The following is a 23,047-nucleotide window of genomic DNA, read 5'->3' as shown; positions in this document are numbered from 1 at the left end:
TTATCTTTTGGGGGTAACCGTGGACATCAGAGAAGCCGTGGACATCCGCGAGCTGGACAGGCGCGCGGTCCGGGCGAGCGTGGACCTGGTCGCCGGGGCGTCGGCCGCCGACCTCGGGCGGCCGACGCCGTGCGAGGGGTGGACGCTGGCGGACCTGCTCGCCCACATGACCGCCCAGCACCACGGTTTCGCCGCCGCGGCCGAGGGCCGCGGGGCCGACCCGGAGGTGTGGCGGGTCCGTCCGCTCGGCGCCGACGCCGTCTCCGCCTACGTCGAGGCCGCCGAGCGGGTGACGGCGGCGTTCGCCGCGGACGGCGTGCCGGACCGCGCCTTCGCCCTGGCCGAGTTCGGGGAGGGAGCGGTGTTCCCCGCGCCCCAGGCCATCGGCTTCCACTTCATCGACTACCTCGTGCACGGCTGGGACGTCGCCCGCTCGCTCGGCGTCCCCTTCACCCCGGACGCGGACCTGGTGGAGGCCGCCCGGCCGATCGCCCTGGCGGTCCCGGACGACGAGCGGCGCCTCGCCCCGGGCTCGGCGTTCCGGCCGGGCCTGGCCGTCCCCGCGGCCGCCTCCCGCTTCGAGGTGATCCTCGGCATGCTCGGCCGTTCCCCGGCCTGGGAGCCGTCCGGGCGGTGACTCCCGTCCGGGCGGTGACTCCCGTCCGGGCGGTGGTTTTCGCCTGAGCGGTGAGCCCCGCCAGGACGGCGGGGCTCACCCGTACGGTTCCCAGGCCGGATGGCGAGTCGCGTCCGGGCGGCGGTTCCCGCCCGGACGCCCGTCAGGGGCGGAAGGCGTCGGCGTGCTCGGCGACCCACCGGGCGAACGTACGCGCCGGACGGCCGGTGACCCGCTCCACGGTGTCGTTGACGATGTTGGGCTCCTCCGGCACGTTGCCGAAAACGCCGATGAGGAAGTCGATCAGCTCCTGCTGCTGCCCCTCGGCGGCCATCCGCTCCCGCGCCTGCCCCTCGGTCAACTCGACGAACTCGACGGGGCGGCCGATCGTCTCGCCGATGACGCGGACCTTGTCCCGGGTGGACAGCCGCTCCGGGCCGGTCAGGCCGTACGTCCTGCCCGCGTGACCGTCCTCCACCAGCGCCCTGGCGGCTACGGCCGCGATGTCGGCCTCGTGGACCATGGCGGTGGTCGCGTCGCCGAACGGCTCGCGCACCACCCCCTCGATGCGGATCGGCTCGGCCCACTTCAACGCGTTGGACATGAACTCGGTCGGGTGCACGAAGGTCCACTCCAGGCCACCGTCCCGCACGGCGGGCTCCAGCGTGCCCTCGTCCCAGCCGCCCAGGACGGTGACCCGGCGCACGCCGGCCTTGGCCGCCAGGTCCACGATCTCCCTCCCGTTGCGCAGCAGCCCGTAGTCGTCCCCGCCGAAGTTGATGAGGTGGACCGCGGTGACCCCGTCGAACGCGGACGCCAGGCTGTCCGTCATGGTGAGGTCTCCGGCCACGACCTCCACCCCGGCGGGCATGGCGGCCCGGCCCGGGTCGCGGGTCAGGGCGCGCACCCGCCGGCCGTCCCGGACGAGCTCGTCCACGATGTGGCGGCCGACGGTCCCGGTGGCCCCGGTCACGAGAAAGGTCATTGCGGTCTCCTGCGCTCGTCTTCTGCTACGAGAAGGAAACTACGAGCCGATGCGGAAAGATTCTTTCCGCAATTACGAAGTTCGCGGCTACGAAGTCCGCGGCTACGAAGTTCGCGGCGGAGAACATCCGGATCCGGCGGCGGGCGGCCCGCCTCCCGGCCGGCCGTACGGGACATATGGCAGGCTTGCGGACATATAACCGGATACCGATAGTTTGCCAAGCATGAACGTCGCCATTACCGGTGGATATGTCGTACCTGTTGACGGTGAGCCGATCGACGGCGGAACCGTACTGATCCAAGATGGCAAGATCACGGCGGTCGGGCCCGCGGCCGAGGTCGCCGTTCCCGAGGGCGTCACGACCGTCGACGCGGGCGGCTCGTGGGTGCTGCCCGGCTTCGTCGAGGCGCACGCCCACCTCGGCGTCCACGAGGAGGCCGAGGGCTGGGCCGGCCAGGACACCAACGAGATGACCGACCCCGTCGGCGCCCGGATGCGCGCCCTCGACGCGATCAACCCGGCCGACCTGGGCTTCGCCGACGCCCTGTCCGGCGGCGTCACCACCGCCGTCGTCAAGCCCGGCTCCGGCAACCCCATCGGCGGGCAGACGGTCGCGGTCAAGTGCTGGGGCCGTACGGTCGACGAGATGCTCGTCCGCCAGCCGGTGAGCGTGAAGAGCGCCCTCGGTGAGAACCCCAAGCGCGTCTACGGTGACCAGAAGAAGCTGCCCTCCACCCGGCAGGGCGTGGCCGCGGTCATCCGCGACGCGTTCACCAGGGCGCAGGACTACCGGGCCAGGCGGGAGCACGCCGCAGCCGAGGGCAAGCCGTTCGACCGGGACGGCACGCTGGAGGTCCTCGTCCGGGTGCTCGACGGCGAGCTGCCGTGGTGTCAGCACACCCACCGGGCCGACGACATCGCCACCGCCCTGCGGCTGGCCGACGAGTTCGGCTACCGCGTGATCCTCAACCACGGCACCGAGGGGCACCTGCTCGCCGACCTGATCGCGGAGCGGGAGGTGCCGGTGATCATCGGCCCGCTGTTCACCAGCAGGTCGAAGGTGGAGCTGCGGCAGCGGTCGCTGCGCAACCCCGGCATCCTGGCCAGGGCCGGCGTCGAGCTGGCGATCACCACCGACCACCCGGTGGTGCCGATCCACTTCCTCGTGCACCAGGCGACGCTGGCGGTCAAGGAGGGCCTGGACCGCGAGATCGCGCTGCGCTCGATCACGGTGAACCCGGCGCGGATCATGGGCCTGGACGACCGGGTCGGTTCGCTCCGGCCGGGGCTGGACGGCGACGTGGTCATCTGGTCGGGTGACCCGCTCGACGTCATGAGCCGCGCGCTGCGGGTGTTCGTCCAGGGCCGCGAGGTCTACTCCTTCTCGGCGGAGCGGGGCGAGGGCGAGGTGAGCGACCCCTACTACCGGGAGTCCTGACCCGCGCGTCACGGGAGTTCCGGCCCGAGCCGGAACTCCCATGCCTCGTCCGGCCCGCCTGCCGGGAGGAAGACACCGGCGCGACACACCGCCCGAGAACCGCGCTTCGCCGTTTTCCACCGCTTAACCTGCGAAAACAGGATCAGGCAACAGCCGGCTCGCAAGCTCTCCGCCTCTCCGCCGGACGCGGGCGAGCCCCGGGGTGGGGGCACCAATGAAGATCGGTTACAAGCTCGCGTCCGAGGCGTTCGGCCCGAACGACCTCATCCGGCAGGCCGTACGCGCCGAGGATGCCGGGTTCGACTTCGTGGAGATGAGCGACCACTTCCACCCCTGGCTGGACGCCCAGGGGCACTCGTCGTTCACCTGGACGGTGCTGGGCGCCATCGCGGCGAAGACCGAGCGCATCGGGCTGGCGACCGGCGTGACCTGCCCGACCATCCGCTACCACCCGGCGATCATCGCCCAGGCCGCCGCGACGACGGCCCTGGTGTCCGGCGGGCGCTTCACCCTGGGCATCGGGTCCGGGGAACGGCTCAACGAGCACGTCGTCGGCCTCGGGTTCCCCGACACCGTGCGGGTGCGCCACGAGATGCTCCGCGAGGCGCTGGAGATCATCCGGCTGCTGTGGCAGGGCGGATACCGGTCCTACGAGGGTGAGTACCTCCGGCTGGAGGACGCCCGGGTGTTCGACCTGCCCGAGGAGGCCCCGCTGATCATCGTGGCGTCCGGCGGCCCGCACGCCTCCCGGATCGCCGCCGAGCTGGGGGACGGACTGTTCGCCACCGAGGACAAGCCCGACCTCGTCCGGCACTACCGCGAGGCCGGCGGCGACGGTCCCCGCTACGCCGAGGTGCCGATGGCGTGGGCGCCGGACGAGGGGGAGGCGGTACGGGCCGCCCTGGAGACGTCCCGGTGGGCGGTGACCGGCTGGAAGGTCATGAGCGAGCTGCCCAACCCGGTCAACTTCGAGGCCGCGAGCGCCACCGTCCGCGAGGACGACATCCGCGCGCAGTTCGCCTGCGGACCGGACCCGGCGCGGTACGTCGAGAAGGCGCAGGGGTTCGTCGACGCCGGCTTCGACCATCTGGTGATGCAGAACGCCGGGCCCGACCCCGACGGCTTCATCGACTTCTACCGGAACGAACTGGACGAACGGCTCCGCGCCCTGACCCCGTCGCGCTGACCCGCACGCCCTGCCCCGTCGTACCGGCCCGCTCCCGGACCCGGACCCGGACCCGGAGCATGGGGCTCCGCCCGGCGGCGCGCGGCGTCCGGGCGGACGCGGGAGGCGCGCGGCGTCCGGGCGGACGCGGGAGGCGCGCGGCGTCCCGGCGGACGCGGGACCGGCGAGGGCTCTCCTGATCACCAGAGGGTCCAGGGGCTCTCCACGCCGCCGCCATAGGAGGCCGTACCCGTCCGCTTCCACCGCTGGCGGACGTCGTGCTTGGTGCCGATGCGCGGGACCGTCACGGTGAACGGGCCGCACGTGGAGATCGCGCCGTCGCCCGGCGGGGCGACGCCCGAGCAGACGAAGGGCTGGGAGATGTTGGTGTCGTTGTCGGTGTCGTACAGCTGGACGTGCACGTCCGAGCGGACCGAGCTCGACCCCCTGATCCGTCCCATGAGGTGGAAGACGTCACCCACCATGGCGATGCAGGGCGACATCTCCGTGCCGGTGCCCGCACCGGTGGAGATCCACGAGCGGCAGCGCCAGGCCGGCTCCGTGACCTGGCGCGGGGGCTCCGCCGTACGCTTGCCGGCCGGTTCCGGTTCGGTCGCGGTCTTCGACCGCTCCGGCTCGGCGGTGCGGGACTCCGAACTCGGGGTACGGCGCGCGGCGGGCTTCTCCGGGCTCGGCCTCGCGGGCCGCGTGGGGGCGGCCGTCTCCGTGGTGCGGCTGCGCGCCGACCGTTCCTTCGAGTCCTCTGGGTCCTTCGGATCCTTCGGATCCTTCGAGGAGGGGCTGGGCGACTTCTCCTTCGAGCCCTCCAGGGTGTCGGTCACCGTGCTGTCGGCCGGTTCGCCGGTCGGCTCACCGGCTGGTCCGCCGGTCGGTTTCACCTCCGCGGCGATCCGGTCCCCCACCGCCTCGGCGTCCGAGGCCCGCCACGGCGCCGCGAAGGCCACCGCCGCGGCGGTGAGCGTCAGCGCCGCGCCGACGGCCGCGAGGACGGCCGGTCTCCGGAACGGCCCGCGCCGCGCCGGCGTCCCGGCTCCCCCGTCCCCGGAGGTGATCGTTCCCGCCCCGGGCGCCGCGGCCTCCCGGGCACTCGGGTGAGCGCCGTTCGCCGGAGGGGGCACGGCCCCGCCGGCATCCGGCCCCGGGCGGACCGCGTTCCCGGGGGGAGTCGCGGCGCCGCGCGCGGCCGGATCCTGGCCGGCGACGTGCGGCGGGGTGGACATCCCGTGGACGGATGGACCCGGGCCGGCGACGTGCCACGCGTGAGGCGTCCCCTGGACGGCCGGGTCCGGACGACCGGCGTGCGAGGGGAGGGGCTCGGAGGTGACGGCCGGGGCGTCCTCCCTGGCCACCGGGGGCAGGGCGGGCAGCCCCGCCAGCGACGGCGCGGCCCCGCGCAGCGCCGCGGCCACCTCCCCCGCGTGTGGACGTCCCGCCGGGTCCTTCGCGGCGCAGTCCGAGATGATCCGCCACAGCGGGTCCGGCATCCCGGGCAGCCTCCGGGGCGCGGCCGTCGCGTGCAGCCGGAGCAGGGCCATCGGGTGCTCGCCGACGAACGGCGGGCGGCCGGCGAGCAGCTCGTACAGGATCAGCCCGGCGGCGTACACGTCCACCGCCGGGGTGGCGGCCCCGCCGTCGGCCACCTCGGGCGACAGGTAGGAGGGCGTGCCGATGATCGAGGTGGTCTGCGTGAGCCCGGGGCCGTGGACGATGCGGGCCACGCCGAAGTCCGTCAGCCGCGTCCGCCCGGTGGCCCCGTCGAGCAGGACGTTCCCCGGCTTGACGTCGCGGTGCACGATGCCCAGCGCGTGCGCCGCCGCCAGCGCCTCGGCGACCTGGGCCATCAGCCCTGCCGCCTCCGCCGGGGGCAGCGTGCCGCGCCGCCGGAGCAGGGCGCGGAGGTCCCCGCCCTCGACGAGGTCCATCACCAGCGCGAGCCGCTCACCCTCGATGACGAAGTCGCGCAACGTGACGATGTTGGGGTGGTGCAGGCTCCGCATCACGTTGCGTTCCTGCACGAACCGCAGGACCAGGTCCTCGTCGCCGGCGAGGCCGTCGCGCAGCAGCTTCACCGCGACGATCTCACCGGTGTCCCGGTGCCGCGCCCGCCAGACGCTCCCCATCCCGCCGGCGCCGATCTCGTCCAGGAGCACGTACCGGCTTCCCAGAGACGCCCCGGACCCGTCCGCCGCCATCGCCCGCCCTCCCCTCCATCGACCGGATGGAGATCACAATAGTGAGGAAGATCCGTTTCGGGGGAAACCTTCGGTAAGGCCGTACGGCCCGGCACACCGCTGGTCCGCACGGATCGCCCGCCGGGCGTAGTCGGACCACGGGCGCGGCGACCGCCGGCCTGACGCGGCGATCGGCTCCGCCCCCTCCTGCACGGGAGATCACCTCCGCTGACGCCCTGACGCGAGGGGTGCGCTCTGCGTCCATTTTTCTTAGGTTAGGCTAACCAAAGCTTGTGCGTCTTTTGGAGGTTTCATGCATCGCCGTCCTATTCGGGGGCGCCTACTCGGCGCGCTCCTCCTGCCCCTCCTGCTCACGCTCGCCGCGTGCGGGGGAACCACCGGGACGGACGCCTCGGCCGCGGCCGGAGGGGCCGGCGGCGCCGGTGATGTGACCGTGACGCACGCCAGGGGAACGACCAAGGTCCCGGCCTCCCCGAAGAAGGTGGTGGTCTTCGACGTCGGCGTGCTGGCCACCCTCGACGAGCTCGGCGTCCGGGTGAGCGGGGTGCCGGTCGTGGAGAACCTTCCGGACGGCCTGGCCGAGTACGCCACCGACGCCTACCCCAAGGTCGGATCGCTGTTCGAACCCGACTACGAGAAGGTCAACGCGCTGGAGCCGGACCTGATCGTGGTGGCCGGACGCTCCTCGGCCGCCTACCCCAAGCTCGCCGAGATCGCCCCCACCGTGGACCTGACGGTGGACAACGCCCACTTCCTGACCAGCCTCCGCCAGCGCGTCGAGACCCTCGGCACGATCTTCGGCAAGCAGTCGGAGATCACGCGGCGCCTCGACGCCATCGACGCCTCCGTCGCCCGGGTGAAGGCCGCGGCGGGCGACCGTACCGGCCTGGTCGTGCTCACCACCGGTGGGAAGATCAGCGCCTACGGCCCCGGCTCCCGGTTCGGCCTCGTCCACGACGCCCTCGGCGTGAAGCCGGCCGCCGGCGGCCTGTCCACCGACGTGCACGGCAACGCCGTCTCGGCCGAGTTCATCGCCAAGGCCGACCCCGACCTGCTGTACGTCGTCGACCGCGACTCCGCCATCGGCCAGGACGGCGCCGCCGCCAAGCAGGTGCTGGACAACGAGCTGGTCAACGGGACCAGGGCCGCCAGGAACGGGAAGATCGTCTACCTCGACTCCTTCACCTGGTACGTCGCCCCCACCGCGCTCAGCTCGGTCGAGGCGATGATCAAGGCCGTCGGCGACAGCCTGTCGTGAACCGCCACCCGTCACCCGGGCGGCTGCGCGCGTGGCACCTGGCGGCCGGGGCGGTGCTGCTCGCCGTCCTGGCCGCCGGGTCCCTCTTCGTCGGCGTCGGCGACCTCACCCCGGCCGGCCTGCTCGGCGGACGACCCGGGGACATGCGCCTCCTGGTGGAGTCCCGGCTGCCGCGGCTGCTCGCCGTACTGCTCGCCGGCACCGCGACGAGCGTGGCCGGCCTGGTGATGATGCACATCACCGGCAACCGCTTCGTCTCGCCGTCCACCACCGGCACCGGTGAGTCGGCCGCCTTCGGCGTGCTGCTGGCCACGCTGTTCGCCGGCGGCGAGGCCGTCCTCGTCAAGATGGTCATGGCCGTCGGGTGCGCGCTGCTCGGGACGTTCTTCTTCGTGTGGATCCTGCGCCGGCTGACCTTCCGCGACATGATCCTCGTGCCGCTCGTCGGCATCATGTTCGGCGGGGTCATCGGTGCCGCCACCACGTTCTTCGCCTACCGGGCCGACCTGCTGCAGAGCCTCGGCGCGTGGACGGCGGGCGACTTCTCCGGCGTGCTGCGCGGGCGCTACGAGCTGCTGTGGATCGCCGGCGCGGTGACCGCGCTCGGCTACCTGTACGCCGACCGGTTCACCGTCGCCGGCATGGGCCGCGGCTTCGCCGTCAACCTCGGCGTGCGCTACGACAGGGTGGTCAACACCGGTCTCGTGCTCGTCGCGGTCATCACCGCCGTCGTCGTGGTCACCGTCGGGCAGATCCCGTTCGTCAGCCTGGTCGTGCCCAACCTCGTGACCCTGGCGCTCGGCGACAACCTGCGTCACGCGCTGCCCGCGACCGCGCTCGCCGGGGCGCTGCTCGTACTGCTGTGCGACGTCGCGGGCCGGCTCGTCAGGTTCCCCTACGAGATCCCGGTCTCCACCGTCGTCGGCGTCGTCGGCAGCGTCCTGTTCCTGGCGCTGCTGCTGCGCGGCGGCAGGCGGATGGGGCTGCGATGACGCCCTCACCTCCGTCCCCGGTCCCGGCCCCGGTGTCTCCGGCTCCATCCCCGGCTTCCCCGGCTTCCCCTGCCGCGGCGCGGACCTCACCGCCGGCGGCCCCGAGGGGACCCTCCCCCGCGCAGGCGGCCGCGCGCCGCCGCGAACGCCGCGTGCTCGCCGTCCTCACGCTGCTCGCCGTCGCCGCGGTCGCGGGATTCTGCCTGATCGGGCTCGCCGGCAACTGGGAGTACGCCCTGGGCCTCAGAGCCCGGAAGATCGCGACGATGATCGTGGTGGGAACCGCGGTGGCCTGCTCCAGCGTCCTGTTCCAGACCGTGACGGGCAACCGCGTCCTCACGCCCGGCGTCATGGGCTTCGACCAGCTGTTCGTCCTGATCCAGACACTGATCGTGTTCCTGTTCGGCGCGCTGGCGCTCAGCTCGGCCGACCCCCGGCTGCTGTTCGCCGGCCAGGTCGCGGCGATGGTGCTGTTCGCCGGCGCCCTGTACCGCCGGCTGTTCGGCCACGGCGGGCGCGACCTGTACGTCCTGGTCCTCGCCGGCGTCGTCTTCGGCACCCTGTTCGGCAGCCTGTCCTCACTCGCCTCCCGGTTGATCAACCCGAACGACTTCGTGGTGCTGCAGGACAGCCTGTTCGCCAGTTTCAACCAGGTCGACCCGGACCTGCTCGCCCTCTCCGCGCTGCTCGTCGCCGCGGCGGCGGCGTGGACCGCGAGACTCGCGCCCCGGCTCGACGTCGTCGCCCTCGGCCGCGACCACGCGCTCAACCTGGGCGTGCACCACGCCCGGGTGGTCAACCGGGTCCTGGTCGTCGTCGCGGTGCTGGTGTCGGTGTCCACGGCGCTGGTGGGTCCCGTCACCTTCCTCGGCCTGCTGGTCGCCAGCCTCGCCAGGCAGCTGACCGGCACGTTCCGCCACGGCACCGTACTGCCCGCCGCCGCGCTGCTCGCGGTGACCGTGCTGGTGGGCGGGCAACTGGTGCTGGAGCGGATGTTCACCATGGACACCGCGCTCAGCGTGATCATCAACTTCGTCGGCGGTGTCTACTTCATCGCCCTGCTCATCCGGGAGTCACGACGGTGATCGAGATCAAGGACGTCACAAAACGGTACGGCGAGACCGTCGTCCTGGACGGGGTCTCGCTGACCATCGCTCCGGGCGGCGTGACCTCCGTCATCGGCGCCAACGGCGCGGGCAAGTCGACGCTGCTGTCCGTCGTCAGCCGGCTCGTCCCCGCCGACGGCGGCACCGTCACCGTGGACGGCATGGACGTCGCCACCACGCCCGGTGACCGGCTGGCCCGGCGCCTGGCCGTACTCCGGCAGGACAACCACCTGTCGGTCCGGCTCACCGTGCGCGAACTGGTCGCCTTCGGCCGCTTCCCCCACTCGGGCGGCCGCCTCACCGCCGCCGACCGGGACCTCGTCGAGGAGGCCATCGACTACTTCGAGCTCGGCGACCTCGCCGACCGGCACCTGGACCAGCTGTCGGGCGGCCAGCGGCAGCGCGCCCACGTGGCCATGGTGCTCTGCCAGGACACCGACTACGTCCTGCTCGACGAACCGCTGAACAACCTCGACATGCGGCACTCGGTGCAGATGATGCGCCGGCTGCGGCGCATGGCCGACGACTACGGCAAGACCGTGGTCATGGTCGTGCACGACGTCAACTTCGCCTCCTGCCACTCCGACACCATCGTGGCCATGAAAGACGGCTCGGTGGTCGCGCAGGGGACGACCGCGGAGATGATGACGCCGGAGGTGCTCAACGCGGTGTACGACCTCGACATCGACGTCCACGAGATCGGCGGCCACCGCATCGGCGTCTACTTCTCCTGACGGCACGTCCCGGACCACCGTCCGGCTGCGCCTGGACCGCCGCGGCGGACCCGGCCCGGACCCGCTGCCGTTAGGGTCACGGTTGTGCAGATCAACGAGGGTGCGGATGAGCGGGCGCTGCCGGCCGCCGGAGCCGCCGGTGACCGGATCGAAGTGGGGCCGCCGTGCGCGTGATGCTGGCCGAGGACTCGGCCCTGCTGCGTGAGGGCCTGGTGCGGCTACTGAAGGAGGAAGGCCACGACGTCCTGGCCGCGGTGGGCGACGCCGACGCGCTCCTGGAGGCGGTGGACGGCGAGCCACCCGACGCGGTGGTGGTCGACGTGCGGATGCCGCCCACCCACACCGACGAGGGCCTGCGCGCCGCGCTGGAGATCCGGCGGCGCCGGCCGGAGGTCAGGGTGCTGGTGCTGTCGCAGTACGTCGAGAAGAAGTACGCCGCCGAGCTGATGAGCGGCAGCATCGACGGCATCGGTTACCTGCTCAAGGACCGCGTGGCCCAGGTCGGCGACTTCCTGGACGCGCTGGAGCGGGTGGGCGCGGGCGGGACGGCGTTCGACCCGGAGGTGGTGCGCCAGTTGCTCGCGCGCACCACCCACGCCGACCCGCTGGCCCGGCTCACCGCCCGCGAACGCCAGGTGCTGGAACTCATGGCGCAGGGCATGACCAACGCCTCGATCGCCCAGTCCCTGCACGTGTCGCAGAGCGCGGTGGAGAAGCACGTCAACGCCCTGTTCGACAAGCTCGCGCTGTCGCACACCACCGGGTACAGCCGCCGCGTCCTGGCCGTGCTGCGTTACCTCGGCACCTGAGCGGCCCCGGTTCTCCGCAGACGCAGTGAACGGCTGCGGTTCTCCGCAGAGAACGGGTGGCTTTGGTTCTCCGCAGAGACGATGGGTGGCTGTGGTTTTCCGCAGCCGAGGTGGGCGGCGCACCGCATTCCTCCGCGAAGTCGATCTCCATAGCGTTGAGCACATGATGCAGACGATGATGAACGTGCTGGTGGCGGCGGCTGTGGCGGTGGGCGGCCAGGCCGTGGACGTACGTTCCGACCTGGAGAGGATCGTGTCGGGCGGCGGGGCGACGGCCGCCCTGGCACGGGTCTCCGACGGCCACCGCACCTGGACCGGCGCCGCGGGCGTGCGCGACATCGAGCGCGGGGGACGGCCGTCGCCCGGCGGCTACTTCCGGATCGGCAGCGTCACCAAGACCTTCGTCGCGACGGTGGTGCTCCAGCTCGTGGACGAGGGCAAGGTACGGCTCGACGCCCCCGTCGACGAGTACCTGCCCGGCCTGGTGCCGGACGGCGAGCAGATCACCGTCCGCCGGCTCCTCAACCACACCAGCCACCTGTACGACTACATGAGCGAGCCCGGATACTCCACCAACCGCTGGCGCGGCGACGCCCGGTTCCGCTCCCACCAGCCGCGCGAGCTGCTCAAGGTGGCCTTCGCCAAGAAGCTCCCCGACGACGGGAAGTGGCACTACTCCAACACCAACTACGTGGTCCTCGGACTGCTGGTGGAGAAGCTGACCGGCCATCCGTACGGTGAGGAGGTCACCCGCCGCATCCTGCGTCCGCTCGGGCTGCGCCACACGGTGGTGCCGGGCGACCGGGCAGGGCTGCCGTCACCGCACGCCAAGGGGTACGAGCCACTTCCCGACCTGGTGGACGCGACGCGGATGAACCCCTCACTGGACTGGGCCGCGGGGGAGATGATCTCGACCGCCGCGGACCTGGAGCGGTTCATGTCCGCGCTGCTCGGCGGCAAGCTGATCAGCAAGGCGTCCCTGCGGGCGATGCGCACGACCGTCGAGACGGGAGCCGGGTTCCGCTACGGGCTCGGGCTGCAGGCGTACCCGCTGCCGTGCGGCACGGTGTGGGGGCACAGCGGCGAGCTGATCGGCTACCTCACGTTCACGTTCCGCTCGGACTCCGGCACGTCGATGACCCTGTCGATCAACCCCTCGACCCGCAACCCGACCACGGAGGAGGTCATGGGGATCGCCGTCAGGACGTTCTGCGGATCGGCGGGCCAGGGCGGTGGCACGCCGTCGCCATCCGGTTCGGCGAGCTCACCGGCCGCCGTCTCCCCGGCGCCGTCATCGCGTCCCTGACGCTCCGGCCCGCCACGCCGACCGGCCGGAAACCGGGTGCGGACCGCCAGAGCCCTGTCCCGTCCTCGCAGGTGCTCTCGTTCGTTTCCACATGATCAGGCTGACGCCGGCGAGAGACGTCGGCGTCAGCGGGGAACGACCTGCGCGCGTACGCCCGGCAGATCATCGAACGCGGCGGACGAGTCCATTGTGATCACTGTTCTCGCGGTGGCGGCGGCAGTCGCGGCGATCAGCAGATCGTAAGCCCCTCGCGTCTTCCCCTCCCGCCTGACGTGCGCCATCAGGCGGGCATGGGCCCTTGCGACGTCCGTGGTGTACTCCTCTACCGGGATCAGCGCCAGGAGTTCTTCCACGAAGGCCTGCCGCGCGGGGCGGCGGGTCGCGTCGGCCAATTCCACTCCGACGAGCAACTCGGCCACCGTGATCGCGGCGATCGCCACATCGTCGGCGTCGCCGATCACCGTCTCCACGGGGGCCTTGCCGCGCTCGGCGGCGATGAGCACACCGGTGTCCAGGATCAGACGTCGCGCCACATGCTTCTCATCTCATCGTCGACCGACTCACGGGCCGCTGCGACATCGGACTCGAACTCGGCGTCCAGCGTCTCGGCGCTTCTCGCCAGGAACGCCTTGACCATACGCCCGGGTGCCACAGGCGCGGGGCCGATCACCGCGATCCGCCTGCCTCCCCTGGTGACCACGATCGTCTCCCCTCGCTCCACCTCGTCCAGGACTGCCGCGAAACTCCGGGACGCCTCGGTGGCGGTCATCACCTTCATGAAATCAGATTATCTGATATCCGGCCGCGCGGGATTGCCACCGTGGACGCAACCTCATGTGTTCTCGATCGGGTCGGATGCCTGCCCGCCGTTCTCTCCGGGCGGGGCCTCGTGTTGCGAGGCCGGTGCCACGGTCTGTTCGGCGCCCTTGTCGCGAGTCACCCAGAGATGGACCAGCGCGCCGATGAGCAGCACGATCGAGGTCCACTGGTTGATCCGCAGCCCCAGGAGCGTGACCGCGTGGTCCACTCCGCCCACCGGGTCGATCCGCAGCCCCTCGATCCAGAACCGCCCCAACGTGTAACCGGCGACGTAGAGGGCGAACAGGCGACCGTGGCGCAGCGTGAACCTCCTGCCGGCCAGGATCAGCCCGAAACCGAGCGCCGCGTCCCACAGCGACTCGTACAGGAACGTCGGGTGGTAGAGCACGCCCGGCTCGCCGTCGTGCGCCTGGTCGATCTCCAGACCCCACGGCAACGGGGTCGGACCGCCGTACAGCTCCTGGTTGAACCAGTTGCCCCAGCGGGCGATCGCCTGCCCGAACGCGATGCCGGGCGCGACCGTGTCGGCCACGGCGCCCAGAGACAGCCCGCGGCGCCGGCAGGCCAGCCACACGCCCACGCCCCCCAGGACGACCGCGCCCCAGATGCTGAGCCCGCCTTCCCAGATGAACAGCGCCCGGTAGGGCTCCTTGATCGCGCGTGGGCCGAAGTAGGTCTGCCAGTCCGTGATGACGTGGTAGAGGCGAGCGCCGATCAGGCCGAAGATCACCCCGGGGACCGCGATGTCGCCGATCACGCCCTTCTCGCCGCCGCGGGCGCGCCAGCGGCGATCACCGAGCCAGACGCCGAAGCCGATCCCGAGGATGAAGCACAACGCGTATGCCCGGATCGGGACGACTCCGAAATACCAGACCCCCTGGGAAGGGCTGGGAATCGAGGCAAGGGACATGCCGGTGAGGCTACTCAGCGTGAGACCGCCTGGCCGCCTTCGTGACCTGATCGCAGCTGTCAGCGATGACTATCGGGACAAAGGTGTGATCGCTAGGGTGACACCGTGATCACCAAGCCGCCCGGGTGGCCGTTTCTGACCGCGATCTCGGCTGTGGGCATCATGCTTCTGTATTGGGCCAGCGTCCCTCACTGGTACACCATCGAGATGTTCCTGACCGCGGTCTTCGCCGGAGGCCCGCTGGTCCTGATCTGGGGCGTCCGCATCGGCACGGCGGCGCTCAAGGATGAAAGCGCGGTCTCCGGCCGCCTGTGGCGCTGGTTCCTTCCCTGGCTCATCGCCGCGGGAGTCGTGGTCGCACTTGTCGCCGATCTTCCCTTCCGGATGCGGTTCGCGGTCTCCGAACCGAGCATGGAGGCTTTCAGCAGGACGGTGGCAGCAGGGACATCACCCGATGACTCCTGTCGATGGCTGGGCCTGTACCGGGTGTGCTGGGCAGATCGCTACTTCTCGTACGAGAAGGACGGGGAGGTTCCCGGCAGCGCCGCGTTCTCCTCCGAGGAATGGGCCATCTACAGCAACACCGGCTTCGTCTGGCTGCCCGAAGGCCGGCCCGAGGAAACCTCTGACGACAGCTACCGGCACCTCGGTGGAAGCTGGTACGGCTGGCAGGGCTGGGACAAGTGGTGATCACCGTCCCGACCACCACGCGGCGGGCCGGCCGTTCACCGAACAGCTGAGATCACCACCTCGACCACGAGCCGAGACAACCGCCTGTCCATGCGATCGGTGCACCCCGGTCCGACAGCGTGTTCGAGAGCTGACCGTGAAGCCGTCCAGCGGGCCGGATGGACCAGGCCCTCACCCGAACCGTCCAGACGGCCGAGGAAATCACGAGAGCAGCACACGATTCGACGGGCCATTCGGAATTCACCAAAGGCCGCGAATGTCACCGTAAGCCACCCACCCTTTACACCTGCCGTCACCATCCGTGATCGACTAATCGCCGAACATGAATATTGACGGCCCAGGCGGCGATTGGTAGCGTCCCGCCCACGCACAGCCTCCCCCACATTGCGAGGCCCGATCGGGACGATGATTAGCCGGTTCCATTTGTCCGCCACCCTGGAATTACATTTCAGCGACACCGGAGAATGACATCAAAAAATCACTTGGCAGAAACCTGTACAAGCGCCTTCGCTTTCCAGCCGACCGTATGATCATCCAGAGTTGCGTCTCCGCAGCCGCCGCTCTGGTGCTCCTCGGGTCCGTCCTCACCACGGGCGTCGCCGCCAGCGCCGAGTCCCGTGTACGCGCGTCGGCCGGCAGCGTCTCAGCCATCGAGGCACGGCCCAACGACGGCTCCGGATATTGGCCGGACTTCTCGAACACCGGCTATGCCAATACCCCGGCCAATGCCGGCGGTCTAGGCCTGGGTGCGTACCCGGGCCGACTCACCGACTATGCACCGAATATGAGTGCCGACAAGCCGTTGAGACTCGAGTTTCCGGACAACAGCGTCATCTCCTTCAAGCGCTTCCTGGCTCTGAAAGTCGACATCTACGGCGACAACCTCACGTTCGTCGGCTGTTTGTTCGAGGGCACCGATCCCAACGACAATCTCGTCCAGATCTACTCGGACAACAACATCAAGTTCCTGTACTCGACGTTCAAGCCCAGTTCCTACTCGATGCCTCCCGGGAACGACGGCACCGTCTCGTCATCCCATTCCAAGCCTGGCACGCCCTTCGACAAGTCCTGGCAGCTCGCGACGACGATGAAGGAAGCCGTCGCCGTCATGGACCACAACGACATCTGGGGCAACGCGGGTCTGGAGATGGTGACCGGCTTCCCCGGCCGCCCGTCGACCTGGACGAACAACTACATCCACGACATGGCCGATACGTCCCATGACGTCTATCACCATGACGGCATAGGCCCGCAGAGTGAAGGCGATGGCGGCCCAATGATCGTCCACCACAACACCCTGGCCTCCTTGGGCAACACCAATGCCCTGGCCCTGCAGGGCAGCGGCGTCTACGATCACATCTCTTTCACGGACAACTATGTCTCCGGCTGGGGCTATGCCCTGAGCTTCGGCGTCACCAACAATGCCACCAACATCACCGTCACCGACAACGTCTTCTCGGCCGAGCTCGAGCAGTTGTGGGGTTTCCTGTACGGCAACATCTGGGGCGGATCGGCCCGCGGCTCCACCTGGCGCCGCAACCTCATCCAGGCCCGTGCGGGAGACGGCAACCGGACCTATTCGACCCGCGACAACGGCAAGTACCTATGGCCGACCGGCGCTGAGAGCCATACCACCGACTACACGGGCTGAGTCTCTTCTCGGCTGACGACGGCCCGGACGACGTCCGGCAGACGTTGAGATGCCGCGGGTTTCCACAGCCCGTGGAAACCCGCGGCGGAACCCAGCACTCCAGTGACACTCCGCGATCTTGATGAGTCGGCGTCACATGGCCCGCGGCCACCGCGTGATCACTCGAAGTTCGCGAAGACGCTTGAAGACCATGCGGTGGCCGCGGGCCATAACGTGAACCCTGGCGGCCGGGTGGTCTCTTCTACGGACCGATGACCCGGATCGCTCACCGGCTCGGCCGCGTCGAACCGGTGAGCGATCCGCGTCGAACCGCGCCGCTCCGCCGCCGCGTACGTGCGCGGACCACTGGCCGACGCCGGCCGTAAGGGCCGCTGGAGCCTGGCCGGATCAGGACGAACCATCCCGTGGCAACTGGTCCGACTCGGCTCATCACCGAGTCAGGTCGGTTCACCAGACCGATCGCGGTCCCGCTGTCGGTCTCGGCCCCGTTCCGACCCGCAAGGCCCGGCGTACGGCGTGGCCCGACGTGAGCGTGGTCCTCACGTCATCCGCATCACGCCCTCAGTGGCAGCGCGACCTCAGCGATCGCGTTGCTGTCACCGAAGATCAAAAAAGCCCCGAGCGGTCATCGCTCGGGGCTTCTCTGCTGCTCAAGTGTGGTGGTCAGGGGCAGGGTCGAACTGCCGACCTTCCGCTTTTCAGGCGGACGCTCGTACCAACTGAGCTACCTGACCTGGATGGTGGTGCGACACCTACCAGAGCGGTCCTGACGGGACTTGAACCCGCGACCTCCACCTTGACAGGGTGGCGAGCACTCCAAACTGCTCTACAGGACCTTGCTTTGTCGGAAACTTTCGTTTCCGTTTTTCTCGGCTTGCCTAGCTTACCAGTTCTTCGGAGGTCTTCGACCTGCCGCTTTCCCGGTGAGCTTACGCTCGGCCGTGCCCCCAACGGGATTCGAACCCGTGTCGCCGCCTTGAAAGGGCGGTGTCCTAGGCCACTAGACGATGGGGGCTCGGGACTCTCATCCCGTTCCGTGCCGTCTTCCGCTGGAGACCTCTGAAGCATAGGGGACTTTTGCCCTCGATGCCAAAGCGGCGTTCCGGCGGCCTACGGAGCCTTACGGAGCCTTGGTGTCGGCGGCCTCCCCCGTCGGAGAGGGGGTGACCGTCGGCCCAGGAGAAATTGTACGGCCAGGGTCGGTCTCGACGTGACGTTCGATCTGTACCGACTGCTCACCCAGCCCGCCCAGGGTGATGTCGTCCCAGGCCCGGAGCCTGTGGGTCTTGCGGTCGAAATACAGCACGGAGGCCGCGACCGGCGTGGGCTCGTCGTGTTCCAGGGCGCGCAGACCGGCCCCTCCGGTGGAGCCCTGGACGAGGACGCGGGTGCCGGACGGCAGCAGCTCGGTGGACCGCTCGTGGGCGTGCCCGGTGAGGACCATCGGCACGGCGCCGGAGAAGGCCCTGGCGATCGTGGGGTCGTGCACCGCCACCAGGTCGACCGGCTGCTTGAACGCCTGGCCCAGCCGGGTGGCGTAGGCGTGCCCCAGGGTCGTCAGGGTCTCCGGGGCGGAGTCGACCTCCACCGACTTGTCGGGGGTGAACCGGGGGTCGCCGACGCCGTATATGCGCAGTCCCGCGACCTCCTTGACCGTGTCGTCGAGGACGACGGCGTGCTTCTGCTTGGCCACGGCCCGCTGGGTGGCCTTGGAATCGTGGTTGCCCCGGACGAAGACGTACGGCACGCCGAAGGTGGGGATCTCCTCGACGAACTTGTCCTCGGGGCCGGTGCCGTGGTCGGTCAGGTCCCCGGTGTCCACGATCGCGTCGATCTTGAACTGGCCGACGACCGAGCGGATGAGGTTCCACGCGACCGGGTTGAGGTGGATGTCGGAGACGTGCAGGACCCGGATCGAGGTGGGGTCGGAGTCGTAGATCGGCAGGGAGGAGACCGTGTCGTAGAGCTGGGAGACGTTGTTGACCAGCTTGGCGAGCTGGGACCGGTAGGACTCGAACCTCGTCACGATCGACTCGGCACTGCCGACCAGGGACGGCGCGCCGGCGAGGAGGCCGGTGTACTTGGGCTCCACCACCGAGTTCGGCCGGAAGGTCAGGGCGGCGCCGGCCCCGGTGGCGGCCATCGCGACGACGACGCTCAGCAGCCCGGCCAGGGCCGCTCCCGGCCGGCGGAAGACGATCAGGGAGACGAGCAGCCCGCCGAGGAGGCCGCACAGCAGGGCGCGCAGCGCGAGCGTCTTCACCCCCTCGCGCAGCTCCTTCTCCAGGAGGGTGGGGAGCTGACTGGACAGCTGCGGGTCCTCCAGCAGCGCGCCGGCGCGGGCGGGGTTGATGTTGTCCAGGGTGACGCGCAGAGCGACCGGCGCGTCGTGCGTGTCGAAGGTGAGGGTGCCCAGCGGGTGGACGTCCACGACGGTCTCCCCGGACCACGACGGCGCCGCCGACATGCCGATGTCGACCGGGCCGACGCTGGTACGCACCGGACCGCCGAGCGAGATGCCCAGCCAGGCGCCGGCGATCGCGATCACGACGACCGCCACCCCGCGCGCTAACGGCCCCCTGATGAAGGGGACGAGACTTCTTGTCCGGCTCATGAAACCCATGCGGCTCCCTCACACCCGGAAACGCGGGCACAATGGCTGTTGTGATCGAGGTCTCGAGAGAGAAGTTCGAAGAGCTCGTGGCCGAGGCACTGGACACGATCCCTCCCGAGCTGACCAGGGTCATGGACAACGTGGTCGTGGTGGTCGTGGACGATCCTCCCGAGCCCGGTCTGCTGGGTCTCTACACGGGCGTCCCCCTTACCGAACGCGGCGACTGGTATGCCGGAGTGTTACCCGACCGGATAGAGATCTACCGCCACCCCATCTGCGCAATGTGCGCTTCTGAGAGTGAGGTGGTGGAAGAGGTGCGGATCACCGTGGTTCACGAGATCGCCCACCATTTCGGCATCGACGATGACCGGCTCCACGAACTCGGCTGGTGACCGCCGGCGACGGTCGGTGACCACGCCCATCATCCCCGAACCTCGCGGAGGACGGCGGCTTTTCCCCGGTTTCTGATTACGTCTTGCGCGCGGTTGGACGCTTTCAGTTGCGCCAGAGCGCTTCAGCAGGCACCGTAGGTTACACACTGAACACCCACAGTCAATGCGCCTGCGAGCCCACCGGAGTCCTATGGCGGCCACCACGCCCGGCCGGCTGCCCGGGCGGCACCGCCGTCCGGCCGAACGCCGGGCAACGTACGGCGAGGTCATCGCCATCGGCGAGTTCCGCGCCCTCTGGCTCGGCCAGGGTCTTTCGCTCCTGGGCGACCAGCTCTCCCGGGTGGCGCTGTCCGTGCTGGTCTTCCAGGGTACGGAGTCGGCGCTGGCCACCGCGTCGGTCTACGCGCTGACCTACCTCCCGCCGATCATCGGCGGTCCCCTCCTCGCGGGGCTGGCCGACCGCTACGCCCGGCGGCGGGTGATGATCATCTGTGATCTGCTCCGGGCCGTCATGGTGTCGCTCATGGCCGTCCCCGGCGTGCCGTTCCCGGCGCTGTGCGGGCTGGTCTTCTGTGTGGTGCTGCTCAGCGCCCCGTTCTCCGCCGCCCGGGCCGCGCTGCTGCCCGAGCTGCTCGCCGGCGACCGCTACGTCATGGGTTCCGCCCTGCAGAACATGACCAACCAGGGCGCCCAGATGCTGGGGTTCGCGCTCGGCGGAGCGCTGATCATGGGGATGGGCCCGTACCGCGCGCTGGCCCTGGACGCCGCCACCTACCTCGCCTCGGCGCTCATCCTCGCCTCCGGGGTACGCCGGCGCCCCCTGCCCGAGAACGGCGAGACCGGCCGCCCCTCCATGTGGACGACGACCCGTGCCGGAGCGCGACTGGTCTTCGGCGATCCGCGGCTGCGGACGCTGGTCCTCTTCGCCTGGCTGTGCGGCTTCTACGTGCTGCCCGAGGGGATCGCGACGCCGTACGCCGCCACGCTGACCGCCGATCCGGAGCGGATCTCCTTCGTCGCGGGCCTGCTGATGGGGTCGATGCCGACCGGTACGGTCGTCGGCGCGTTCTTCTTCAGCCGGTACGTCACCCCGTCCCGGCGTCTGCGGTCCATGGGGTGGATGGCGATGCTGACCTGCGCGCCGCTGATCCTGTGCGCGGCGCGGCCACCGCTCGCCGCGGTGCTGGCCCTGTGGTTCGCCTCCGGCGTGGGCGGCGCCTACCAGCTCGCGGCGAACGCCGCGTTCGTGCAGTGCGTGCCCGCCGAGCGCCGGGCCATGGCCTTCGGGCTCGTACAGTCGGGCCTGCTCGCCGTCCAGGGGATCGGCATCCTCATCGGCGGCGCCGCCGCCGCCGAGCTCGGCCCGGAGACCGTGGTGGGGCTGGCCGGCGCGGCGGGTCTCGTCGTCGCCGCCGCGCTGGCCGTACTGTGGTCGGGATCCCGCAAGGAGATCATCGAGAGGGTCCGCGCCGAGGCGGCCGCCTGAGTCACGCCCGCGGCTCGTCGTCCCGCCGCGGCGGAGCGGTCGGCGCGGAGTAGGCGTCCTGCGGAGCGGCCGGGCCGGAGTAGTAGGGGGTGGGGTCGGCGTAGCCGGGGTGGCCCTGGCCGGGGTGACCCTGGGGGCGGTTCTGGCCGTTGGTCCTGGCCCAGTGCTCGGCCTTGGCCCAGCCCTCCCTGGCCTTGACCTTGGCGTCCTGCCAGACCGGGTCGTCCTTGTGCTTGTCGATCAGGCGCTCCAGGACCGACGTGCCGGTGGTCTCCGAGGGCATGAGCAGCCACCCGACGAGGTAGACGCCGGCCCCGAGGCCGCCGAAGAACGTGCTGACGGCGATGATCGCGCGGACGACGTTCGCGTCGATCCCGGCGTACCGCCCGATGCCGGACGCCACACCCGCGACCATGCGGCCGTCCCTGGTCCTGTAGAGCCGCTTGACACCCGAGAAGTCGTTTTCTTCCATGTCTCCAGACTGCCCCGCGAGGAGTCCCGATCCCATCGGGATTCGCCCTGGCACGACCCTGACCTTCCATCCGGCGGCATCCGGATTACCCTGACACCGGGCCCAGGGTGCCCCAGGGAGAAGGGAACAGTCCATGGACGACCTGCTGCGCATCGACGACACGTTCTCCGAGGAACAACGCCTGATCCGCGACACGGTGCGGCGGTTCGTGGCCGAGCGGGTACTGCCCCACGTCGGCGACTGGTTCGAGGAGGGCGTCTTCCCGGCGCGCGAACTCGGCCCGGCGCTCGGTTCCCTCGGCCTCCTGGGGATGCACCTGGACGGCTACGGCTGCGCCGGCATGGACGCCGTCTCCTACGGCATCGCCTGTCGCGAGCTGGAGGCCGGCGACTCCGGCCTGCGGTCGTTCGTCTCCGTGCAGGGCTCGCTCGCCATGTTCCCCATCTGGAAGTACGGCTCGGCGGAGCAGAAGGAGGAGTGGCTGCCCCGGATGGCGGCCGGCGAGGCGATCGGCTGCTTCGGCCTGACCGAGCCGGACCACGGCTCCGACCCGGGCGGCATGCGCACCCACGCCAAGCAGGACCCCTCCGGTGACTGGATCCTCAACGGCTCCAAGATGTGGATCACCAACGGCTCCATCGCGGACGTCGCGGTGGTCTGGGCACAGACCGAGGACGGCATCCGCGGCTTCGTGGTCCCCACCGGCACGCCCGGCTTCTCCGCCCCGGAGATCCACCGGAAGATGTCCCTGCGCGCCTCGGTCACCTCGTCGCTGTACTTCGACGACGTCCGTCTGCCCGCCTCCGCCGTACTGCCGGGGGTGCGGGGCCTGAAGGGCCCGCTGTCGTGCCTCTCAGAGGCGCGGTACGGCATCCTGTGGGGCGTGGTGGGCGCCGCCCGGGCCTGCCTGGAGACGGCCCTCGACTACGCCACCAGCCGGGTGCAGTTCGACCGCCCCATCGGGGCCTTCCAGCTCACCCAGCGCAAGCTCGGCTGGATGTACGTCGGCCTGGGGCAGGCCCAGCTCACCGCCCTGCACCTGGGGCGGCTGAAGGACGCGGGCGCCATCACCCCGCAGCAGGTCAGCTTCGGCAAGCTCGCCAACGTCCGCGCCGCCCTCGACATCGCCCGCGAGGCCCGCTCGATCCTCGGCGGCAACGGCATCACGCTGGAGTATCCGGTGATCCGGCACATGAACAACCTGGAGACCGTGCTGACCTACGAGGGCACCGAGGAGGTGCACCTGCTCACCCTGGGCCGGGCGCTCACCGGGCTGGACGCCTTCCACTGATCCGGCCGGGTCTGCACCGGAGACGGGCACCGGGTGGGCGCCTCCGTCCGCCCGGCCGTTCAGACGTCCGGGCGCTCAGGTGTCCGGGCGTCCGGGTTCC

General features: G+C 70.4%; 21 protein-coding genes and 3 tRNA genes. 14 read left to right on the top strand and 10 right to left on the bottom strand.

What is annotated here, in order from left to right; translation table 11 throughout:
- The first annotated feature begins 19 nt into the window (after positions 1 to 19).
- Positions 20 to 637 carry a TIGR03086 family metal-binding protein gene (locus IEZ10_RS30890; protein WP_229811818.1) on the top strand — a complete coding sequence of 206 codons (618 nt, stop codon included), beginning with the start codon at positions 20 to 22 and terminating at the stop codon, positions 635 to 637.
- 142 nt (positions 638 to 779) lie between these two features.
- Here IEZ10_RS30890 and IEZ10_RS30885 read toward each other — a convergent pair whose 3' ends face one another.
- Positions 780 to 1,601: an NmrA family NAD(P)-binding protein gene (locus IEZ10_RS30885; protein ID WP_189250045.1), complete on the bottom strand. Its 822-nt coding sequence runs from the start codon at positions 1,599 to 1,601 to the stop codon at positions 780 to 782.
- Positions 1,602 to 1,824: 223 nt separating this feature from the next.
- On the opposite strand from IEZ10_RS30885, the gene IEZ10_RS30880 reads away from it, so the two are divergent.
- Both IEZ10_RS30880 and IEZ10_RS30875 read left to right on the top strand, forming a co-directional pair.
- The gene (locus tag IEZ10_RS30880) at positions 1,825 to 3,039 is read left to right on the top strand and encodes an amidohydrolase (RefSeq protein ID WP_189250044.1); all 1,215 of its coding nucleotides are present in this window, start codon (positions 1,825 to 1,827) and stop codon (positions 3,037 to 3,039) included.
- A 214-nt stretch (positions 3,040 to 3,253) separates the two neighbouring features.
- Positions 3,254 to 4,225 carry a TIGR03557 family F420-dependent LLM class oxidoreductase gene (locus IEZ10_RS30875; RefSeq protein ID WP_189250043.1) on the top strand — a complete coding sequence of 324 codons (972 nt, stop codon included), beginning with the start codon at positions 3,254 to 3,256 and terminating at the stop codon, positions 4,223 to 4,225.
- Between the two features lie 179 nt (positions 4,226 to 4,404).
- On the opposite strand, the gene IEZ10_RS30870 is transcribed toward IEZ10_RS30875, so the two are convergent.
- Entirely contained in the window at positions 4,405 to 6,375 is a 1,971-nt protein-coding gene (locus IEZ10_RS30870) for a serine/threonine-protein kinase (protein ID WP_189250042.1), read from the bottom strand.
- A 334-nt stretch (positions 6,376 to 6,709) separates the two neighbouring features.
- Between IEZ10_RS30870 and IEZ10_RS30865 the strand changes: the two genes are divergently transcribed.
- The 6 genes from IEZ10_RS30865 to IEZ10_RS30840 all read left to right on the top strand — a co-directional run bounded on the left by IEZ10_RS30865 (position 6,710) and on the right by IEZ10_RS30840 (position 12,622).
- Entirely contained in the window at positions 6,710 to 7,675 is a 966-nt protein-coding gene (locus tag IEZ10_RS30865) for a siderophore ABC transporter substrate-binding protein (RefSeq protein WP_189250041.1), read from the top strand.
- A complete protein-coding gene (locus IEZ10_RS30860) occupies positions 7,672 to 8,667 on the top strand; it encodes an ABC transporter permease (RefSeq protein ID WP_189250040.1) in 996 nt (331 codons plus the stop codon). The genes IEZ10_RS30865 and IEZ10_RS30860 overlap by 4 nt, the downstream gene beginning before the upstream one ends.
- A gap of 152 nt (positions 8,668 to 8,819) precedes the next feature.
- Positions 8,820 to 9,752, top strand: a complete 933-nt coding sequence (locus IEZ10_RS30855) for an iron chelate uptake ABC transporter family permease subunit (RefSeq protein ID WP_229811817.1) — start codon at positions 8,820 to 8,822, stop codon at positions 9,750 to 9,752.
- Entirely contained in the window at positions 9,749 to 10,507 is a 759-nt protein-coding gene (locus IEZ10_RS30850; protein ID WP_189250038.1) for an iron ABC transporter ATP-binding protein, read from the top strand. Before IEZ10_RS30855 ends, IEZ10_RS30850 begins: the two co-directional genes overlap by 4 nt.
- 164 nt (positions 10,508 to 10,671) lie before the next feature.
- Positions 10,672 to 11,316, top strand: coding sequence for a response regulator (locus IEZ10_RS30845; protein ID WP_189250037.1), 645 nt, complete (start codon positions 10,672 to 10,674; stop codon positions 11,314 to 11,316).
- Between the two features lie 163 nt (positions 11,317 to 11,479).
- Positions 11,480 to 12,622, top strand: a complete 1,143-nt coding sequence (locus IEZ10_RS30840) for a serine hydrolase domain-containing protein (RefSeq protein ID WP_189250036.1) — start codon at positions 11,480 to 11,482, stop codon at positions 12,620 to 12,622.
- 125 nt (positions 12,623 to 12,747) lie between these two features.
- Here IEZ10_RS30840 and IEZ10_RS30835 read toward each other — a convergent pair whose 3' ends face one another.
- From IEZ10_RS30835 to lgt, 3 genes are read right to left on the bottom strand one after another with little or no spacing between them, the layout of a single operon-like run.
- On the bottom strand, positions 12,748 to 13,155 hold the full coding sequence (locus tag IEZ10_RS30835; RefSeq protein ID WP_189250035.1) for a PIN domain-containing protein: 408 nt from the start codon (positions 13,153 to 13,155) through the stop codon (positions 12,748 to 12,750).
- Positions 13,140 to 13,400 carry a type II toxin-antitoxin system Phd/YefM family antitoxin gene (locus tag IEZ10_RS30830; RefSeq protein WP_189250034.1) on the bottom strand — a complete coding sequence of 87 codons (261 nt, stop codon included), beginning with the start codon at positions 13,398 to 13,400 and terminating at the stop codon, positions 13,140 to 13,142. The genes IEZ10_RS30835 and IEZ10_RS30830 overlap by 16 nt, the downstream gene beginning before the upstream one ends.
- A gap of 54 nt (positions 13,401 to 13,454) precedes the next feature.
- Complete coding sequence (gene lgt, locus IEZ10_RS30825) at positions 13,455 to 14,351, bottom strand: prolipoprotein diacylglyceryl transferase (protein WP_189250033.1); 897 nt, start codon at positions 14,349 to 14,351, stop codon at positions 13,455 to 13,457.
- A gap of 105 nt (positions 14,352 to 14,456) precedes the next feature.
- Between lgt and IEZ10_RS30820 the strand changes: the two genes are divergently transcribed.
- Positions 14,457 to 15,041: a hypothetical protein gene (locus IEZ10_RS30820; RefSeq protein ID WP_189250032.1), complete on the top strand. Its 585-nt coding sequence runs from the start codon at positions 14,457 to 14,459 to the stop codon at positions 15,039 to 15,041.
- A gap of 526 nt (positions 15,042 to 15,567) precedes the next feature.
- The gene (locus IEZ10_RS30815) at positions 15,568 to 16,692 is read left to right on the top strand and encodes a hypothetical protein (RefSeq protein WP_189250031.1); all 1,125 of its coding nucleotides are present in this window, start codon (positions 15,568 to 15,570) and stop codon (positions 16,690 to 16,692) included.
- A gap of 657 nt (positions 16,693 to 17,349) precedes the next feature.
- Here the strand turns inward: IEZ10_RS30815 and IEZ10_RS30810 are convergent.
- The 4 genes from IEZ10_RS30810 to IEZ10_RS30795 all read right to left on the bottom strand — a co-directional run bounded on the left by IEZ10_RS30810 (position 17,350) and on the right by IEZ10_RS30795 (position 19,306).
- A tRNA-Phe gene (locus IEZ10_RS30810) sits at positions 17,350 to 17,426 on the bottom strand.
- Between the two features lie 27 nt (positions 17,427 to 17,453).
- Positions 17,454 to 17,528: transfer RNA gene (locus IEZ10_RS30805), tRNA-Asp, on the bottom strand.
- A 106-nt stretch (positions 17,529 to 17,634) separates the two neighbouring features.
- Positions 17,635 to 17,707: transfer RNA gene (locus tag IEZ10_RS30800), tRNA-Glu, on the bottom strand.
- A gap of 105 nt (positions 17,708 to 17,812) precedes the next feature.
- Complete coding sequence (locus tag IEZ10_RS30795; RefSeq protein WP_189250030.1) at positions 17,813 to 19,306, bottom strand: metallophosphoesterase family protein; 1,494 nt, start codon at positions 19,304 to 19,306, stop codon at positions 17,813 to 17,815.
- 41 nt (positions 19,307 to 19,347) lie between these two features.
- Between IEZ10_RS30795 and IEZ10_RS30790 the strand changes: the two genes are divergently transcribed.
- Positions 19,348 to 19,698 carry a metallopeptidase family protein gene (locus IEZ10_RS30790; RefSeq protein WP_373287435.1) on the top strand — a complete coding sequence of 117 codons (351 nt, stop codon included), beginning with the start codon at positions 19,348 to 19,350 and terminating at the stop codon, positions 19,696 to 19,698.
- Between the two features lie 190 nt (positions 19,699 to 19,888).
- Positions 19,889 to 21,184, top strand: coding sequence for an MFS transporter (locus IEZ10_RS30785; protein ID WP_189250028.1), 1,296 nt, complete (start codon positions 19,889 to 19,891; stop codon positions 21,182 to 21,184).
- A gap of 1 nt (position 21,185) precedes the next feature.
- Here the strand turns inward: IEZ10_RS30785 and IEZ10_RS30780 are convergent, their stop codons facing one another.
- Entirely contained in the window at positions 21,186 to 21,656 is a 471-nt protein-coding gene (locus tag IEZ10_RS30780; RefSeq protein WP_189250027.1) for a PspC domain-containing protein, read from the bottom strand.
- Positions 21,657 to 21,789: 133 nt separating this feature from the next.
- On the opposite strand from IEZ10_RS30780, the gene IEZ10_RS30775 reads away from it, so the two are divergent.
- Positions 21,790 to 22,947, top strand: a complete 1,158-nt coding sequence (locus IEZ10_RS30775; protein ID WP_189250026.1) for an acyl-CoA dehydrogenase family protein — start codon at positions 21,790 to 21,792, stop codon at positions 22,945 to 22,947.
- The last annotated feature ends 100 nt before the right edge of the window (positions 22,948 to 23,047 follow it).

Source organism: Streptosporangium pseudovulgare (genome assembly GCF_014648055.1).
Lineage (GTDB): Bacteria > Actinomycetota > Actinomycetes > Streptosporangiales > Streptosporangiaceae > Streptosporangium > Streptosporangium pseudovulgare.
This window is presented reverse-complemented; position numbering and strand designations above follow the sequence as displayed.

Excerpts from the sequence above, each read along its gene's own strand:
- lgt (WP_189250033.1), bottom strand. The coding sequence starts at position 14,351 with ATGTCCCTTGCCTCGATTCCCAGCCCTTCCCAGGGGGTCTGGTATTTC.
- IEZ10_RS30885 (WP_189250045.1), bottom strand. The coding sequence starts at position 1,601 with ATGACCTTTCTCGTGACCGGGGCCACCGGGACCGTCGGCCGCCACATC.
- IEZ10_RS30780 (WP_189250027.1), bottom strand. The coding sequence starts at position 21,656 with ATGGAAGAAAACGACTTCTCGGGTGTCAAGCGGCTCTACAGGACCAGG.
- IEZ10_RS30790 (WP_373287435.1), top strand. The coding sequence starts at position 19,348 with ATGGCTGTTGTGATCGAGGTCTCGAGAGAGAAGTTCGAAGAGCTCGTG.
- IEZ10_RS30775 (WP_189250026.1), top strand. The coding sequence starts at position 21,790 with ATGGACGACCTGCTGCGCATCGACGACACGTTCTCCGAGGAACAACGC.
- IEZ10_RS30840 (WP_189250036.1), top strand. The coding sequence starts at position 11,480 with ATGATGCAGACGATGATGAACGTGCTGGTGGCGGCGGCTGTGGCGGTG.
- IEZ10_RS30785 (WP_189250028.1), top strand. The coding sequence starts at position 19,889 with ATGGCGGCCACCACGCCCGGCCGGCTGCCCGGGCGGCACCGCCGTCCG.
- IEZ10_RS30795 (WP_189250030.1), bottom strand. The coding sequence starts at position 19,306 with ATGAGCCGGACAAGAAGTCTCGTCCCCTTCATCAGGGGGCCGTTAGCG.
- IEZ10_RS30875 (WP_189250043.1), top strand. The coding sequence starts at position 3,254 with ATGAAGATCGGTTACAAGCTCGCGTCCGAGGCGTTCGGCCCGAACGAC.
- IEZ10_RS30865 (WP_189250041.1), top strand. The coding sequence starts at position 6,710 with ATGCATCGCCGTCCTATTCGGGGGCGCCTACTCGGCGCGCTCCTCCTG.
- IEZ10_RS30815 (WP_189250031.1), top strand. The coding sequence starts at position 15,568 with ATGATCATCCAGAGTTGCGTCTCCGCAGCCGCCGCTCTGGTGCTCCTC.
- IEZ10_RS30830 (WP_189250034.1), bottom strand. The coding sequence starts at position 13,400 with ATGAAGGTGATGACCGCCACCGAGGCGTCCCGGAGTTTCGCGGCAGTC.
- IEZ10_RS30880 (WP_189250044.1), top strand. The coding sequence starts at position 1,825 with ATGAACGTCGCCATTACCGGTGGATATGTCGTACCTGTTGACGGTGAG.